This window comes from Pseudomonas sp. LBUM1666, assembly GCF_059695775.1.
The window spans coordinates 487,013-503,954 of the sequence record NZ_CP166789.1; the positions used below are offsets into that span (position 1 = coordinate 487,013).

Below are 16,942 nucleotides of genomic sequence, written 5' to 3' on the forward strand. Positions count from 1 at the left end.
TCTTTACTGTTACCTGCGGCAAGGTTGCATCATTGCGACACTGACTGACAAGAGACATGAAGGCCAAGTGCTATAAGAATATGTCGGCAGGGGCGAAGATTTCTCCAGCGCAGGGCCGAAAGTAATGCATTTGGCCCTCAAGGGCTCAGCGTAGTGGGATGCTGGTCGACTGCAAAGTCTTGCCGTCCCGGTCGTGATAGCTGACACGAACCTGTTCAGCATCGACGATCAAATGAGCGAAATTGTCCTGACTGACCACCTTGCTGGTCAGTTCATGCCGATAGTCGCCAGCGACTGTACGCGCCAACGGTTGATTGAGGATGAAGGTGGAGGCCTTGGCGTACGGCAGCAGTTTGCTGTTGCACAAGGGTGAGGAGACGATGGTGTGCACCTCGAAGTCCGGGTCCTCGCTGTGGGTCAGGCGACTGGTCAGGGAGCCGTGGACATCGCCGGAAACGAAGAAGACGTTCTTGATGTGGTGTGTACGAATGGTCTCCAGCAGCCGCAGACGTTGTTCGGGAAAGGCTTTCCACGCGTCATCGCCGTGGGCTTTGCGGTCGGGGTAGAACATCACGCTGGTGACCACGAATTTGACCCTGGCCGGGCTGTGAATCAGCCATTTGCACAGGGCCTGTTCCTGCTCTTCGTCGAGGATGCGTCGATCATTGGCCGACAGGTTGCGTCGGGTTCGACTGTCAGTGACAAACCATTCGATATCGCCTTCGGTGAATTGATACCAATAGTGTTCCAGTTTTCTATTTATTTGCCCGTCGGCAAGAAGTGCATGCGCCGGGCTATGACTGGCTTGATACAACTCATACGCCGCGATGGCGTTTTTGTATAAGTGGGCGTCGGCCTTGCTTTCGTTGGCGGGCCAGTTGTCTTCGATTTCGTGATCATCGAGGATCATGTAAGTCGGCACGCCGGACATTAACTTGGCAATGTTGGGTTGGGAGAAAGCTACGCAGTACTTACTGAGTATTTCCTTGTATTCCCGGTCGGGAGCAATGACGTTCAGATCATCGACATAGATTTGATCGCCGGTCATCAGCATGGCGCTGATGGGCGGTTCGGCCTGCTGCGCCAGATTCGTGATCGAAGCAAAAATCCTGTCTCCCAGGTGCGGTGCAGACGGGACGCCAGCGGTCATGCGCAGGTAACGACACGAACCGACGATATAGGCCCGTGGAATCGTGACTTTGCTGGATTGCGTGCGAAACCGGTAGATATCGCGCGGCCATTGCAGCGGCAGTTCCTGAACCGTTTCCACGGTGTGCACCGGGCTCATCGTGCTGAACCAGCCGGCCTGGTATTCGTACTCGGTATCGGCGGCAAGGTCGTTGAGTGCAATGACATCGGACATATCATGCAAGATCGTCAACTTTGCAAATATACCTTGGGACCATCGTTCTTCGCCGAGCCGGCGATAACGAACGCCTGCAAATACCGGTGCATTGTTTTGAAGTTTGCCGCGCAAGAAAATACGTGCGTGATTAGTTGTGGTGTGGCCAATAATAGGGCCAACAGTCGGTTTGAACATGCTCGAATCCATTCGAAGTAATGCTAACTAAGCAAGATAAGTTGATAAGGGTTATGGCGATAATTAGTTGAACTAAGCTTAGTTATTGGTTCGCAAAAAATATCGAGAAGAAGTGGACTGGAGTTGTGGGCGACGTAAGCCGCGAATGTAGGAAAGGGGCGTTGGGTGACTTTCTTCCAGGCAAAAAAAAGCCCCGCCAAACTGGCGGGGTTGAGGTACGAGCGTGGCGCTCGGAAAACGTGGAACGCGACGGACCCTCCGGTGAAGGAGGGCCGATCGGTGTTACAGCAGGATGGTGCGGATGTCCGCCAGCAGATCGCTCAGACGCTTGGTGAAGCGTGCAGCAGCGGCGCCGTTGATCACACGGTGATCGTAGGACAGCGACAGTGGCAGCATCAGTTTCGGCTGGAAGGCTTTGCCGTCCCAGACTGGCTGGATGGTCGCCTTGGAAACACCGAGGATCGCTACTTCCGGCGCGTTGACGATCGGCGTGAAGCCGGTGCCGCCAATGTGGCCGAGGCTGGAAATGGTGAAGCAGGCGCCTTGCATGTCGTCAGCGGTGAGCTTTTTGTCGCGGGCTTTGGCGGCCAGCACAGCGGCTTCGGCTGCCAGTTGCAACAGGCTCTTCTGGTCGACGTTCTTGATGACCGGTACCAGCAGGCCTTCAGGGGTGTCGACGGCGAAGCCGATGTTCACGTACTTCTTGCGGATGATCGCCTTGCCACTTGGTGCCAGCGAACTGTTGAAGTCCGGCAGTTCCTTGAGCAGGTGCGCGCAGGATTTGAGCAGCAGCGGCAGGATGGTCAGCTTGACGCCAGCCTTCTCTGCAACGGCTTTCTGAGCGATACGGAACGCTTCCAGGTCGGTGATATCAGCCGAATCGAACTGAGTCACGTGCGGAATGTTCAGCCAGCTGCGATGCAGGCTCGACGCGCCGATTTGCATCAGACGGGTCATCGGCACTTCTTCGGTTTCACCGAAGCGGCTGAAGTCCACAACCGGAATCGGCGGGATGCCCGCACCGCCGGTTGCGCCAGCAGCAGCGGCCGGTGCTTCCTTGGCCTTCTGCATCATGGCTTTGACGTAAACCTGCACGTCTTCCTTCAGGATGCGACCGTGCGGGCCACTGGCGCCGACGGCGTTCAGCTCGACGCCGAACTCACGGGCCAGTTGGCGCACAGCTGGGCCAGCGTGAACCTTGGCGCCCGGCTTGGCCGGTGCAGCAGCTGGTGCGGCCGGTGCCGGAGCAGCAGGCGCAGCGGCGGCTGGAGCTGGAGCACTAGGAGCAGCAGCGGCCGGAGCCGGGGCAGCAGCAGGCGCAGCGCCTTTGACTTTCAGCTTCAGGATCAGATCGCCGGTACCGACTTCGTCATCCAGCTTGATGGAAACGCTTTCCACCACGCCAGCGGCAGGCGATGGAATTTCCATGCTCGCCTTGTCCGATTCCAGGGTGATCAGCGACTGATCGGCTTCAACGGTATCGCCGGCCTTGACCAGGACTTCGATGATCTTGGCTTTGCCCGAAGAGCCAATGTCCGGGACATGAATGTCCTGAACGCTGTCAGCAACCGGTGCAGCAGGCGCGGCGGCTGGAGCAGCAGCGGCGGCCGGAGCAGGCGCAGCAGCCTGGGCTGGCGCGGCAGCAGCAGGGGCCGCAGCACCCGCCACTTCCAGATCCAGAATCAGGTCGCCAGTGCCGACTTCGTCGTTGAGCTTGACGCTGATGCTCTTGACCACACCAGCGGCAGGCGATGGGATTTCCATGCTGGCCTTGTCGGATTCCAGGGTGATCAGCGACTGATCAGCCTCGACGGTGTCGCCGACCTTGACCTGGATCTCGATGATCTGGGCCTTGCCCGCCGAACCGATATCCGGCACGTGAACTTGCTGCACAGACGCAGCAGCAGGGACAGCAGCTGGAGCAGCGGCGGCAGGAGCAGCAGCCGGTTTCGCTTCAGCCTTGGCCGCCGGCGCAGCGGCAGCCGCAGGGGCCGCCGCAGCGGCACCTTCGACTTCCAGCTCCAGCAGTTCGTCGCCTTCTTTCAGGCGATCGCCCAGCTTCACTTTGATGCTTTTGACGATGCCGGCCTTGGGCGCAGGAATTTCCATGCTCGCCTTGTCCGACTCAAGCGTCAGGATGCTCTGGTCGGCTTCCACACGGTCGCCGACCTTCACAAATAGTTCGATTACTTCACCTTCACCGCTGCCGATGTCAGGTACGCGAATGAGTTCGCTCACAGAGTGTCTCCTCAGCAGTCCAGTGGGTTGCGTTTTTCCGGGTTGATCCCGAACTTGGCGATGGCTTCAGACACCACCTTAGGTTCGATATCACCACGGTCAGCCAAGGCTTCCAGGGCTGCCAACACCACGAAATGACGGTCGACTTCGAAGAAGTGACGCAGCTTCTTGCGGCTGTCACTACGGCCGAAACCGTCGGTGCCCAGGACTTTGAATTCCTTGGACGGGACCCACTGACGAATTTGCTCAGCGAACAGCTTCATGTAGTCGGTAGACGCGATGACCGGACCTTGACGGCCGTTCAGGCACTCTTCGACATAGCTCAGTTTAGGCTTCTGGCCCGGGTGCAGACGGTTGCTGCGCTCTACGGCCAGGCCGTCGCGACGCAGTTCGTTGAAGCTGGTAACGCTCCACACGTCAGCGCCGACGTTGAACTGTTCACGCAGGATTTTCGCCGCTTCGCGAACTTCGCGCAGGATGGTGCCGGAGCCCATCAGCTGAACGTGGTGCGCCGCTTCGCGGGTGTCTTCCTCGAGCAGGTACATGCCCTTGACGATGCCTTCCTCGACACCGGCCGGCATGGCTGGCTGCTGGTAGGACTCGTTCATCACGGTGATGTAGTAGAAGATGTCCTGCTGCTCTTCGGTCATCTTCTTCATGCCGTCCTGAATGATCACCGCCAGCTCGTAGCCGTAGGTTGGATCAAAGGTGCGGCAGTTCGGGATGGTGCCAGCCAGGATGTGGCTGTGACCGTCTTCGTGTTGCAGGCCTTCGCCGTTCAGCGTGGTCCGGCCGGCGGTGCCGCCGATCAGGAAGCCACGGGTACGGCTGTCGCCAGCGGCCCAGGCGAGGTCGCCGATACGCTGGAAGCCGAACATCGAGTAGAAGATGTAGAACGGCAGCATTGGCTGGTTGTGGCTGGAGTACGAAGTACCGGCAGCGATGAAGGAGCTCATGGCGCCCGCTTCGTTGATACCTTCTTCGAGGATCTGGCCCTTCTTGTCTTCTTTGTAGAACATCACCTGGTCTTTATCGACTGGCTCGTAGAGCTGGCCGACGGACGAGTAGATGCCCAACTGACGGAACATGCCTTCCATACCGAAGGTACGGGCTTCGTCCGGGATGATCGGAACGATGCGCGAACCGATTTCCTTGTCCTTGACCAATTGCGCGAGGATCCGCACGAACGCCATGGTGGTGGAGATTTCGCGGTCGCCCGAGCCGTCCAGGATTGCCTTGAGGGTATCCAGCGGTGGCGTCGGGATGTCGAAGCTTTTGGCGCGGCGCTGTGGCACGAAACCGCCCAATGCAGTGCGGCGCTCGCTCAGGTAGCGGGCTTCGGCGCTGTTTGGCTCTGGCTTGAAGAACGGCAGGTTTTCCAGCTCTTCGTCTTTCACCGGAATGTCGAAACGATCGCGGAACAGTTTCAGGCTTTCAACATCAACTTTCTTGGTGTTGTGCGCGGTGTTCTTCGCTTCGCCGGCACCGGTGCCATAACCTTTGATGGTCTTGGCCAGGATGACGGTCGGTTGTTCTTTGTGGTTGACCGCTTCGTGGTACGCCGCGTAGACCTTGTACGGGTCGTGACCGCCACGGTTGAGTTTCCAGATCTCGTCGTCGGACAAGTCTTCAACCATCGCCTTCAGTTCTGGCGAGTTGAAGAAGTGTTCACGAACGAACGCGCCGTCTTTGGCTTTGTAGTTCTGGTACTCGCCGTCGATGACTTCGTCCATGCGGCGTTGCAGGATACCGTCGACGTCTTTGGCCAACAGTGGGTCCCAGAAACGGCCCCAGATGACTTTGGTCACGTTCCACTGAGCACCGCGGAACACGCCTTCGAGTTCCTGGATGATCTTGCCGTTGCCGCGAACCGGGCCATCAAGGCGCTGCAGGTTGCAGTTAATAACGAAGATCAGGTTGTCGAGCTTCTCGCGGCCAGCCAGCGAGATGGCGCCCAGGGATTCCGGCTCGTCACACTCGCCGTCGCCCAGGAAACACCAGACTTTTTGCTTGCCTTCAGGGATGAAACCACGGGCTTCCAGGTACTTCATGAAGCGTGCCTGGTAGATCGCCTGGATTGGGCCCAGACCCATGGATACGGTTGGGAACTGCCAGAAATCAGGCATCAGCCACGGGTGCGGGTAGGACGACAGGCCCTGACCATCCACTTCCTGACGGAAGTTATTCATCTGGTCTTCGGTAATGCGACCTTCCATGAACGCACGGGCGTAAACGCCTGGCGAGGTGTGACCCTGGAAGTAGATCAGGTCGCCGCCGTGTTCGTCGGTCGGGGCCTGGAAGAAATAGTTGAAGCCGATGTCATACAGCGTGGCGCTGGAGGCGAAGCTGGAGATGTGACCGCCCAGGTCAGAATCTTTCAGGTTCGTACGCATCACCATGGCCATCGCGTTCCAGCGTACCAACGAGCGAATGCGGCGTTCCATGAACAGGTCGCCAGGCATGCGTGCTTCGTGGGTGACGGGGATCGTGTTGCGGTATGGCGTGGTGATGGCGTAAGGCAATTGCGAACCGCTACGGGTTGCGAGTTCGCCCATACGGGTCATCAGATAGTGAGCGCGGTCTTCGCCTTCTTTGTCGAGAACCGATTCCAGGGCGTCCAGCCATTCCTGGGTTTCGACGGGATCGAGGTCTTGCATGGCTTGCTCCAGGGCGGAAAGGCTTCCAGAATCGGTTGCCTGAGTTTGCGACTGGCCTTGTGGGCAGACGATATAAATTCTTGGATTGCCGAGAGGTTGTTCCGGCGGCGTGTAGTTTTACTACAAATCATCGGGCATTTCAGCCTTTCGAATGTATATACGAGTAGTAAAACTACAGATGAGCGGCTTGTGGCCTCCAGCTGCGTTGTGAGAATAATCGTTAAGGTTGGTCTTTTGCCAACCAGAAAAGGTGAAAGCTTGATGCTGTCTGCCAAAAATAAAGAAATTTCAGCTATTTCTAACCTTTGTTCGACAGTCGATCACGTAGTGCATTCTCGCGAATCACTACATGCAGCCCTCTACACGCCGATCAAGGATAGACCATGAGCCTCCCTTCGCTTGCCGAACTGCCTGGCATCCTCCTGCCGTTTGTCACCCGCGCCGAGCAGTCGTTCCGTACGGCCGTCGCCGCGCTGGACGACGACCATGGCCTGGCCAGTTGGACGCCTGAACGCTGGGCGCAATTCGCCCGGGTCACCGCTGCCAGCGACTTCGTGATTGAACAAAGTGTCCGTGACCCTTTGATGTTGCTGGAGCTGGTGCAGTCCGGTGAGCTGGACCGAAGTTTTGCTCCCGGCGAGCTCTGCGCACAGATTGCGGCAGCAGTGAGTGCAGCGGAAACCGACGATGAGCTCGGTCGCGCCCTGCGTCGTCAACGTACCCGTCATCAAGTGCGGATCATCTGGCGCGACCTGACTCGTCAGTGCGATCTGATTCAGACCTGCCGCGACCTCTCGGACATGGCCGATGCCAGTATCGATCAGGCCTATCAATGGTTGTACTCGCGGCATTGTCAGCAGTTCGGCGTGCCGACTGGCCGGCGCAGCGGCGAGCCACAGCAAATGGTCATTCTCGGCATGGGCAAGCTCGGCGCGGTGGAGCTCAACCTGTCGTCGGACATCGACCTGATCTTCGCCTATCCCGAGGGTGGCGAAACCGTCGGCGTTAAACGCTCGCTGGATAACCAGGAATTTTTCATTCGTCTCGGCCAGCGCCTGATCAAGGCACTGGACCCGATGACCGTCGACGGTTTTGTATTCCGCGTCGACATGCGCCTGCGGCCTTATGGTTCGGCCGGCGCATTGGTGCTGAGCTTCAACGCGCTGGAACAGTATTACCAGGATCAGGGGCGTGACTGGGAACGCTACGCGATGATCAAGTCGCGGGTGGTGGCCGGCGATCAAGTGGCCGGCGCGCAATTGCAAGAGATGCTGCGGCCGTTCGTTTACCGGCGTTACCTCGACTTCTCGGCGATCGAAGCGCTACGCACCATGAAGCAGCTGATTCAGCAGGAAGTCCGGCGCAAGGGCATGGCCGATAACATCAAACTCGGCTCCGGTGGCATTCGTGAGGTCGAATTTATCGCCCAGGCGTTCCAGCTGATCCACGGCGGCCGCGACCTGAGCTTGCAGCAACGTCCTCTATTAAAAGTGCTGAGCACGCTGGAAGGTCAGGGTTACCTGCCGCCGGCGGTGATCAGCGAACTGCGCGAAGGCTACGAATTCCTGCGTTACACCGAGCACGCGATCCAGGCGATTGCCGACCGCCAGACCCAGATGCTGCCGGACGGTGCTCAGGATCAGGCGCGCATTGCCTTTATGTTGGGTTTTGCCGATTGGGCGGCTTTTCATGAACAGCTTATGTACTGGCGCGGTCGCGTGGCGTGGCACTTCGGTCAGGTGATCGCCGATCCCGACGAAGAAGAAGGCACCGAGAGCGAAGTGGTGGTCGGCGGTGAATGGCTACCGCTGTGGGAAGAGGCTCAGGATGAAGAGGCCGCTTGCCGCCAGTTGGAGCAGGGCGGTTTCGTCGATGCCAGCAAAGCGCTGAAAGCCTTGGCCGGCTTGCGCGGCAGTCCGCAATTGCGGGCCATGCAGCGTTTGGGACGAGAACGCCTCGATGCCTTTATTCCACGATTGCTGGCTCAGGCTGTGGAGCACGCCAATCCGGATCTGGTGCTGGAGCGGGTACTGCCACTCGTGGAAGCCGTGGCCCGCCGTTCCGCGTATCTGGTGTTGCTGACCGAGAACCCCGGTGCGCTGCGACGCTTGCTGACCCTGTGCGCCGCGAGCCCGTGGATCGCCGAACAGATCACCCGCTTCCCATTGCTGCTCGACGAATTGCTCAACGAAGGTCGGCTATTCAAACCGCCGCTGGCGCCGGAACTGGCCGCCGAGTTGCGCGAGCGTTTGACGCGGATTCCCGAAGACGACCTCGAACAGCAAATGGAAGCCCTGCGGCATTTCAAGCTGGCGCACCGCTTGCGTGTCGCCGCTTCGGAAATCGCCGGTAGCCTGCCGTTGATGAAGGTCAGTGATTACCTGACCTGGCTCGCCGAAGCGATCCTGGAACAAGTGCTGGCCCTCGCCTGGCGCCAGACCGTGGCCAAATACGGTACGCCGCTGCGTGCCGACGGCACTTTGTGCGATCCCGGCTTCATCATTGTCGGTTACGGGAAAGTCGGCGGTCTGGAACTGGGGCATGGTTCGGACCTGGACTTGGTGTTCATCCACGATGGCGACCCGCAGGCGGAAACCGACGGGCCGAAGCCTATCGACGGCGCGCAATTCTTTACTCGGCTGGGCCAGCGGATCATTCACTTGCTCACAGCCCAGACCAACTCCGGTCAGCTGTATGAAGTGGACATGCGTCTGCGGCCGTCCGGCGCGTCGGGGTTGCTGGTGAGTTCGCTCGGAGCGTTTGCCCGATATCAGGAAAATGAAGCCTGGACTTGGGAACATCAGGCGCTGGTGCGGGCGCGGGTGCTGGTGGGCAGTCCGGACGTCGGCCAGGCGTTCGAGAAAGTCCGCGCGGCGGTATTGGGCAAGCCGCGAGACCTGGCGACCTTGCGCCAGGAGGTCAGCGAGATGCGCGCCAAAATGCGCGATAACCTTGGCAGCAAGAGCACCGCGGCGGGCACCGGGGCGAATGCTTTCGAGGCCACGGCGCCGTTCGATCTCAAGCAGGACGCCGGAGGTATCGTCGATATTGAATTTATGGTGCAATACGCGGCCCTGGCGTGGTCCGAATCGCACCCGCCATTGCTGCGCTGGACTGACAATATCCGCATTCTGGAAGGGCTGGAGGAGGAAGGGCTGATGCCCGCCGAAGACGCCAGCCTGTTGCGCGAGGCCTATAAAGCCTACCGTTCCGCCGCTCACCGGCAGGCCTTGCAGAAGGACGCCGGGGTGATACCGGGCGACCAGTTCGTGGACGAACGGCGGCAGGTAGTGCGGATCTGGCGCGAGCTGGGGCTAAGCTGATTCTCGAGACGGGGAGGCATAAAGCCTCCCCGGCTCGTTTATGGAAACCACATGAAAATTCTGATCGTTGGGCCCAGTTGGGTCGGTGACATGGTGATGGCGCAGACACTGTTTCAGTGTCTCAAGCAGCGCCACCCGCAATGCGAAATCGACGTGCTGGCCCCCGAGTGGAGCCGGCCGATTCTTGAGCGCATGCCCGAAGTACGCCAGGCCTTGAGCTTTCCGCTCGGTCACGGTGCTTTGGAGCTGGCGACGCGTCGGCGCATCGGCAAATCCCTGGCCGGCCAGTACGACCAGGCGATCCTGCTGCCCAATTCCCTGAAGTCGGCATTGGTGCCGTTCTTCGCCGGCATCCCGAAACGTACCGGCTGGCGTGGCGAGTTCCGCTACGGCCTGCTCAATGACGTGCGCACGCTGGATAAAGAACGTTACCCGCTGATGATCGAACGCTTCATGGCCCTGGCTTACGAGCCCAGTGCCGAGCTGCCGACACCTTATCCACGGCCGAGCCTGCAGATTGACCCGGTCACTCGCGAAGCGGCAATGGCCAAGTTCGGCCTGGCCCTCGACCGCCCGGTGCTGGTGCTGTGCCCCGGTGCCGAGTTTGGCGAGGCTAAGCGCTGGCCGTCGGAGCACTACGCCAAAGTTGCCGAAGCGAAGATTCGCGAAGGCTGGCAGGTCTGGCTGTTCGGTTCGAAAAACGATCACGCCGTCGGCGAAGACATCCGCTCGCGGCTGATTCCCGGCCTGCGTGAAGAGTCGGTGAACCTCAGTGGCGGCACCTCCCTGGCCGAAGCCATCGACCTGATGTCCTGCGCCGACGCGGTGGTGTCCAACGACTCCGGCCTGATGCACGTCGCCGCCGCGCTGAATCGCCCGTTGGTGGCCGTCTACGGCTCGACGTCGCCGGGTTTCACGCCGCCACTGGCCGAGCACGTCGAGATCGTGCGCCTGGGCATCGAATGCAGCCCCTGCTTCGATCGCACGTGCCGTTTCGGTCATTACAACTGCTTGCGCCAGCTCATGCCGCAAGCGGTGAACGAAGCCTTGCAGCGTTTGCAGGGCACTGTGGTCGAGGTCAAATAGTTTGCGGGTACTGCTGATCAAGACTTCTTCGCTGGGCGACGTGATTCACGCGTTGCCGGCGCTGACCGACGCGGCGCGGGCGATCCCCGGCATCCAGTTCGACTGGGTGGTGGAAGAGGGCTTCGCCGAAATCCCGACCTGGCACCCGGCCGTGGGCAAGGTGATTCCGGTGGCGATCCGTCGCTGGCGCAAAAACATCTGGCAGACGATCAAGAGTGGCGAGTGGAAGCGCTTCAAGCAAAGCGTTCGCGCCAACAAATACGACTTGGTGATCGATGCCCAAGGCCTGCTGAAAAGTGCCTTGCTGACCCGATACGCCAAAGCCCCGGTGGCCGGGCTGGATAAAAACTCGGCCCGCGAGCCGATTGCCGCACGCTTCTATTCCCGGCGTCTGGCCGTGGCCCGTGGGCAACACGCGGTGGAGCGGGTGCGTCAGCTATTTGCTGTGGCCCTGGGTTACGACCTGCCAAAAGGCTTGGGCGATTACGGCCTGAACGTCGAGCGACTGGTGGAATTGCCGCGCAAGAATCCTTACGTGGTGTTCCTGCACGGCACCACGTGGGACACCAAGCACTGGCCTGAAGCCTACTGGCGCGAGTTGGCCGAGCGCGTCGGCTATCTCGGTGTCGCGGTGAAGTTGCCGTGGGGCAATCCGATCGAGAAAGCCCGGGCCGAGCGCATCGCCAAAGACATGAGGCATGTCGAAGTGCTGCCCAAGCTGAACCTGGCGGGTGTCGGCAAAGTACTGGCCGGTGCGCAAGCGTGCGTGGCGGTGGACACCGGTCTCGGTCACCTCGCCGCTGCACTGGACGTGCCGACGATATCGCTGTTCGGCCCGACCAACCCGGGCCTGACCGGTGCCTACGGTAAAGCGCAGATTCACATCGCCAGCGATTTCCCCTGTGCGCCGTGTATGCAAAAGAAATGTACGTATCAACCGACGGCCGAAGATGCCCGTCAGTTTGACCTTAAACGCGAGTGGCCCCTGTGCTTCACGCGTCTGAATCCCGAGCGTGTCGCGACCCGACTGAGCACGTTGTTACTGGCTGAGGAGCTGCGCTGATGCAATTGGCATTCGTCTTGTACAAGTACTTTCCATTCGGGGGGTTGCAGCGCGATTTCATGCGCATCGCCCTGGAATGTCAGCAACGCGGCCATCAGATTCGGGTCTACACGCTGATCTGGGAAGGCGACATTCCACCGGGATTCGAAGTGTTGGTGGCGCCGGTCAAGGCGTTCTTCAATCATCGACGCAACGAGAAACTCAGCGAATGGATGGAAGCGGATCTGGCCAAGCGTCCGGTGGACCGTTTGATCGGCTTCAACAAAATGCCGGGTCTGGACGTCTACTACGCCGCCGACGGCTGCTTCGAAGACAAGGCGCAGAACCTGCGCAACTCGCTGTACCGTCGTTGGGGCCGCTACCGGCACTTCGCCGAGTACGAGCGCGCGGTGTTCGCCAAGGATGCCAAGACCGAAGTGCTGATGATTTCCGAAGTCCAGCAGCCGCTGTTTATCAAGCATTACGACACGCCGCTTGAACGCTTCCATCTGCTACCGCCGGGTATCTCTCAGGACCGTCGCGCGCCGGCCAATGCCGCCGAGATCCGTGCCGAATTCCGTCGCGAATTCAACCTGAAAGACGATGACCTGCTGCTGGTGCAAATCGGCTCCGGGTTCAAGACGAAAGGCGTGGATCGCAGCCTCAAGGCGTTGGCCGCATTGCCCGCTGATCTGAAGAAACGCACCCGACTGTTTGTAATTGGCCAGGACGACCCCAAATTATTCCAGATGCAGAGCGCCACGCTAGGGCTCGGCGATAACGTGACGTTCCTCAAGGGCCGCAGCGACATCCCGCGTTTTCTGCTTGGCGCCGATCTGTTGATTCACCCGGCGTACAACGAAAACACCGGGACCGTGTTGCTCGAAGCCCTGGTGGCCGGGTTGCCGGTGCTGGTGAGTGCGGTGTGTGGTTACGCCCATTACATCGCCGAGGCCGACGCCGGCCTGGTGCTGGATGAGCCTTTCGATCAGGCACAGCTGACTCAGTACCTGACCGGTATGTTGAACGACGCTCAAGCACGGGCGGCCTGGAGCCGCAACGGTCTGGCCTTTGCCGAGACGGCCGACCTCTACAGCATGCCGCAGCACGCGGCCGATGTGATTCTGGCGGAGCACGCTTAATGAAGTTGATGCTGGCTGAACCGTTCAAGAGCCTCTGGGCCGGACGTGACCCGTTTGTCGAAGTCGAGGGTCTCCAGGGCGAGGTATACCGCGAACTTGAAGCGCGCCGGACCCTGCGTACCGAAGTCAATGGCAGTGGCTTTTTCGTGAAGATCCACCGTGGCATTGGCTGGGGCGAGATCTTCAAGAACCTGCTCACGGCCAAGCTGCCGGTGCTCGGTGCCGGCCAGGAATGGAAGGCCATTCAGCGCCTGCAAGAAGTCGGCGTGCCGACCATGACCGCCGTGGCTTATGGCGAGAAGGGCAGCAACCCGGCGGACCAGCATTCGTTCATCGTCACCGAAGAGCTGGCGCCCACGGTCAGCCTTGAAGACTTCAGCATCGACTGGGTCAAGCACCCGCCAGAGCCAAAACTCAAGCGTGCACTGATCGCCGAAGTCGCGCGCATGACCGGCATGATGCACCGTGCCGGGGTCAACCATCGCGACTGCTACATCTGCCACTTTCTGCTGCACACCGACAAACCGGTGACGGCTGACGATTTCAAGCTCTCGGTGATCGACCTGCACCGAGCCCAGACCCGTCCGACGATTACCCAACGCTGGCGCAACAAGGATCTGGCGGCGCTGTACTTTTCGGCCCTGGACATTGGCCTGACCCGCCGCGACAAGCTGCGTTTCCTCAAGGGCTATTTCCAGCGGCCCCTGCGCCAGATCCTGGGCGAGGAAGCCGGGTTGCTCACCTGGCTCGAAGGCAAGGCCAACAAACTTTACGACCGTAAACAGCGATACGGGGATGCGCTCTGATGGCGGGTTGGAAACTGGAGCCTGAGTACAGCGATCTGGCAGAAGATTTCGGCAGCCTTGAGGCTGTGTTTGCGCTTCAGGGGGAACGCCTGACCCGCGACTTGTTGTCCGAGGTCATTCGCGTCCAGCGCAATGGCGTCAACTATTACGTCAAACGCTACGTGGGTGCGGGCAAAGGTCTGCGCCGTTACCTGGGCAAGCCTCGGGTGAAAGCCGAGTGGCAGAACCTCAAGCGCTTCGCCAAGTGGGGCATTCCTACCGCCGAAGTGGTGGCCTGGGGCCTGGAGCGTCGCGGTGCGGCGTACGATCGCGGGGCGATGATCACCCGTGAGCTGCCGCACACTGAAGACTTGTCGGCCCTGGCCGAGCGGCATGATCCTAAGCTGGCGGACCGCGCCTGGGTCGATAACGTCAGCCGGCAGCTGGCGGGTTATACCCGGACCATGCACGACCACCGCTTCACCCATAACGATTTGAAGTGGCGCAACCTGCTGATCGACGATGAGCCCCGGCTGTTTTTGATCGACTGCCCCAATGGCGATTTCTGGCGCGGCTTCTGGCTCAAGTACCGGATCACCAAGGACCTGGCCTGCCTGGACAAGGTCGCCAAGTATCACTTGTCGGCTACCCAGCGCCTGCGCTTTTACCTGCAATACCGCCAGTGTGATCGGCTGAATGCCGCCGATAAAAAACGGATCCGGCACGTGGTGAGATTTTTCGAGGGGCGCGAATGACTGATTTTCTGGCGGCTGAAGACCGTGCGCTGCTTGAGCGTCACGGCCTCGGCACCTTTGACGCACTCTGGGCCAAGCAGCTCGACGCTGTGGACGAGCCCAACACCGCTCGCGGTGGCTGGAGCAGCGTGTTTCGGCTGGATCTGGAAGGTCATGGCTACTACCTCAAACGCCAGAGCAATTACCAGATGCGCACCTTGCATGCGCCCTTTGGCGAGCCGAGCTTTGCCCGTGAGTTTCGCAATATCAGTCGCTATGAAAAGTTCGGTATTCCAGCGCTGAAGGCGGCGTTTTTCGGTGAGCGCAAGGTCAACGGCGAAGTCAGGGCGATTCTGCTGACCCGTGCCCTGGACGGTTGGGATGACCTGGATTCGCTGTTGCAGCGCTGGTCGGACCTGAGTTCGGCGCAGCATTCGGCCATTCTGAAGGCCTGTGGGCAATTGGCTCGGCGCCTGCACGGCGCGCGTCAGGTTCACGGTTGCTTCTACCCCAAGCACATTTTTCTCCAGGCCACCGGCGACGGCTACCTGGCCCAACTGATCGACCTGGAAAAGACCCGGCCGTTGCTGTTTGGTCTGCGCGACCGGGCCAAAGACCTGGAGCCGTTGCTGCGTCGGGCGCCTGAGTGGAGCGAAGCGCAGTTGCGCGAGCTGCTGGCTGCCTATCTGGATCAATCGCAAGACAGTTCGCTGATCGACAGCTGGCTTGCGCGACTGACCGCGCGGCGCACTCACAAGGAGACGCGCTGATGCGTTTGTCCGAGCTGAAAAACGCTGGCCGCAGCCCGAGCCTGCCGCTGAACATTCCACTGGCCGATGCCGCCGGCCCTGCCGAGCTGCAGTTGCTGAGTCTGTTGCGGGTGTTGCCGGGGCAGCGTTATGTCGGTGCCGGCGTCTGGCGTGGGCGGCCGGTACTGGCCAAGTTGTTGGTCGGCAGCAAAGCGGCGCGGCATTTCCAGCGTGAACTGGACGGCGTGCGGTTGCTGGCGGCTCAGGGGTTGACCACGCCGTTGCTGCTGGCTGATGGCCTGAAGGACGGCGAGGGTGGTTGGCTGCTGTTTGATTTCCTTGAAGGCGCCGACAGCCTTGGGGATGCCTGGAAACAGGTCGAACACTTGCCGATGCTGGCGGATGAGCAATCGGCGGTATTGGCCGATGCGCTGGGTGCGATTGGTCAATTGCACCGCAAGGGCCTGTGGCAGGAAGACCTGCACCTGGACAACCTGTTGCGCCAGGGCGGTCGGCTGTATTTGATCGACGGTGCCGGAATCCGCACGGAGACGCCGGGCCAACCGCTCTCGCGGCAGAAAGTCCTGGAGAACCTCGGGGTGTTTTTTGCCCAGTTGCCCAAGACGCTGGAACCCTATACCGAAGAGTTGCTGGTGTATTACCTGCTGAGCAACGGCGAGCATGCCTTGCCGATGGAAGCGTTGCAGAAGCAGATCAGCAAGGTGCGCAGCTGGCGCCTGAAGGACTTCCTGATCAAGGTCGGCCGCGAATGCACGCTGTTCAGTGTCCAGCGCGGAGCGTTCGGCTTACGGGCGATTCGCCGCGAGGAAGAAGCGGCGATGCTGCCGGTGCTGGCGCAGGCCGATGCGCTGCTCGATCAGGGCCATCTGTACAAGACCGGCGGTGCGGCGAGCGTCGGCAAGGTCGAGGTGGCTGGTCGTACGCTGGTGATCAAGCGCTACAACATCAAAGGTTTTGCCCACTGGCTCAAACGCTTCTGGCGCCCGAGCCGTGCCTGGCACTCTTGGCGTGAAGGCAATCGCCTGGCGTTTCTCGGCATTGCCACGCCCAAGCCGTTGGCGTTGCTGGAGAAGCGTTTTCTCTGGTTGCGCAGTCGGGCTTATCTGGTGACCGAGTATTTGCCGGGGCCGGACATCATCGAGCGCTTTGCCCCTTATGTTGAAAGCGGTGAGGCACCGGAAGCCGAATTGCTGGCGCTGGATCATTTGTTTGCCGAGCTGATTGGCGAGCGGATCAGTCACGGGGATTTCAAGGGGCATAACCTGTTCTGGCAGCACGATCGCTGGGCGCTGATTGATCTGGATTCGATGTGTCAGCACGCCTCGCTCAACAGCTTCGCCCCGGCCTATGCGCGGGATCGGGCAAGGTTCATGCGTAACTGGCCTGAGAGCAGTGCGCTGTATCAGGTCATTGATCGGCGTCTTCCCAAAGACATCTCCAGCGCTGCCTGAATCCCTTCGCGAGCAGGCTCGCTCCCACAGTGGTTCTCCGTTGCGACACAGAACCCCTGTGGGAGCGAGCTTGCTCGCGATGGGGTCAGAACAGTCACCCGAGATTAAGGGACAAGTTCTTATGAATTGTCCTACATGATCTGAAGATGTCATGAACTGTGCCCTGAATCGCCA

11 protein-coding genes are annotated in these 16,942 nt (G+C 60.1%); 8 read left to right on the plus strand and 3 right to left on the minus strand.

Translation table 11 applies throughout. From position 1 onward, the window contains the following. Positions 1 to 145 precede the first annotated feature (145 nt). The 3 genes from ACA056_RS02165 to aceE form a co-directional block, all read right to left on the minus strand. Positions 146 to 1,540: an alkaline phosphatase D family protein gene (locus ACA056_RS02165; RefSeq protein ID WP_497270160.1), complete on the minus strand. Its 1,395-nt coding sequence runs from the start codon at positions 1,538 to 1,540 to the stop codon at positions 146 to 148. A gap of 282 nt (positions 1,541 to 1,822) precedes the next feature. Continuing rightward, entirely contained in the window at positions 1,823 to 3,778 is a 1,956-nt protein-coding gene (aceF, locus tag ACA056_RS02170) for a dihydrolipoyllysine-residue acetyltransferase (RefSeq protein WP_497270162.1), read from the minus strand. 11 nt (positions 3,779 to 3,789) lie between these two features. Continuing rightward, positions 3,790 to 6,435 (minus strand): pyruvate dehydrogenase (acetyl-transferring), homodimeric type, encoded by a 2,646-nt coding sequence (gene aceE, locus ACA056_RS02175; RefSeq protein WP_497270164.1) that lies wholly within the window; start codon positions 6,433 to 6,435, stop codon positions 3,790 to 3,792. A 383-nt stretch (positions 6,436 to 6,818) separates the two neighbouring features. Between aceE and glnE the strand changes: the two genes are divergently transcribed. Genes glnE through ACA056_RS02215 form a run of 8 tightly spaced genes read left to right on the plus strand, consistent with a single transcriptional unit; the run spans position 6,819 to position 16,768 of the window. Beyond that, positions 6,819 to 9,758 (plus strand): bifunctional [glutamate--ammonia ligase]-adenylyl-L-tyrosine phosphorylase/[glutamate--ammonia-ligase] adenylyltransferase, encoded by a 2,940-nt coding sequence (gene glnE, locus ACA056_RS02180; protein WP_497270166.1) that lies wholly within the window; start codon positions 6,819 to 6,821, stop codon positions 9,756 to 9,758. A gap of 51 nt (positions 9,759 to 9,809) precedes the next feature. Then, positions 9,810 to 10,844: a lipopolysaccharide heptosyltransferase II gene (gene waaF / locus ACA056_RS02185; protein ID WP_497270168.1), complete on the plus strand. Its 1,035-nt coding sequence runs from the start codon at positions 9,810 to 9,812 to the stop codon at positions 10,842 to 10,844. A 1-nt stretch (position 10,845) separates the two neighbouring features. Beyond that, the gene (gene rfaC / locus ACA056_RS02190; RefSeq protein ID WP_134419747.1) at positions 10,846 to 11,907 is read left to right on the plus strand and encodes a lipopolysaccharide heptosyltransferase RfaC; all 1,062 of its coding nucleotides are present in this window, start codon (positions 10,846 to 10,848) and stop codon (positions 11,905 to 11,907) included. Next, entirely contained in the window at positions 11,907 to 13,028 is a 1,122-nt protein-coding gene (locus ACA056_RS02195) for a glycosyltransferase family 4 protein (protein ID WP_223432815.1), read from the plus strand. The genes rfaC and ACA056_RS02195 overlap by 1 nt, the downstream gene beginning before the upstream one ends. Next, entirely contained in the window at positions 13,028 to 13,834 is an 807-nt protein-coding gene (gene rfaP, locus ACA056_RS02200) for a lipopolysaccharide core heptose(I) kinase RfaP (protein WP_497270170.1), read from the plus strand. Before ACA056_RS02195 ends, rfaP begins: the two co-directional genes overlap by 1 nt. Next, complete coding sequence (locus ACA056_RS02205; RefSeq protein ID WP_497270172.1) at positions 13,834 to 14,568, plus strand: lipopolysaccharide kinase InaA family protein; 735 nt, start codon at positions 13,834 to 13,836, stop codon at positions 14,566 to 14,568. Before rfaP ends, ACA056_RS02205 begins: the two co-directional genes overlap by 1 nt. Beyond that, positions 14,565 to 15,317, plus strand: a complete 753-nt coding sequence (locus ACA056_RS02210; RefSeq protein WP_497270174.1) for a lipopolysaccharide kinase InaA family protein — start codon at positions 14,565 to 14,567, stop codon at positions 15,315 to 15,317. The genes ACA056_RS02205 and ACA056_RS02210 overlap by 4 nt, the downstream gene beginning before the upstream one ends. Continuing rightward, positions 15,317 to 16,768, plus strand: a complete 1,452-nt coding sequence (locus tag ACA056_RS02215; RefSeq protein WP_497270176.1) for a lipopolysaccharide kinase InaA family protein — start codon at positions 15,317 to 15,319, stop codon at positions 16,766 to 16,768. The genes ACA056_RS02210 and ACA056_RS02215 overlap by 1 nt, the downstream gene beginning before the upstream one ends. Positions 16,769 to 16,942 lie beyond the last annotated feature (174 nt).

Bases quoted from the DNA above. Each gene is read 5' to 3' on its own strand.
- ACA056_RS02165 (WP_497270160.1), bottom strand. From the start codon at position 1,540: ATGTTCAAACCGACTGTTGGCCCTATTATTGGCCACACCACAACTAAT.
- aceE (WP_497270164.1), bottom strand. From the start codon at position 6,435: ATGCAAGACCTCGATCCCGTCGAAACCCAGGAATGGCTGGACGCCCTG.
- glnE (WP_497270166.1), top strand. From the start codon at position 6,819: ATGAGCCTCCCTTCGCTTGCCGAACTGCCTGGCATCCTCCTGCCGTTT.
- waaF (WP_497270168.1), top strand. From the start codon at position 9,810: ATGAAAATTCTGATCGTTGGGCCCAGTTGGGTCGGTGACATGGTGATG.
- ACA056_RS02195 (WP_223432815.1), top strand. From the start codon at position 11,907: ATGCAATTGGCATTCGTCTTGTACAAGTACTTTCCATTCGGGGGGTTG.
- rfaP (WP_497270170.1), top strand. From the start codon at position 13,028: ATGAAGTTGATGCTGGCTGAACCGTTCAAGAGCCTCTGGGCCGGACGT.
- ACA056_RS02205 (WP_497270172.1), top strand. From the start codon at position 13,834: ATGGCGGGTTGGAAACTGGAGCCTGAGTACAGCGATCTGGCAGAAGAT.
- ACA056_RS02210 (WP_497270174.1), top strand. From the start codon at position 14,565: ATGACTGATTTTCTGGCGGCTGAAGACCGTGCGCTGCTTGAGCGTCAC.
- ACA056_RS02215 (WP_497270176.1), top strand. From the start codon at position 15,317: ATGCGTTTGTCCGAGCTGAAAAACGCTGGCCGCAGCCCGAGCCTGCCG.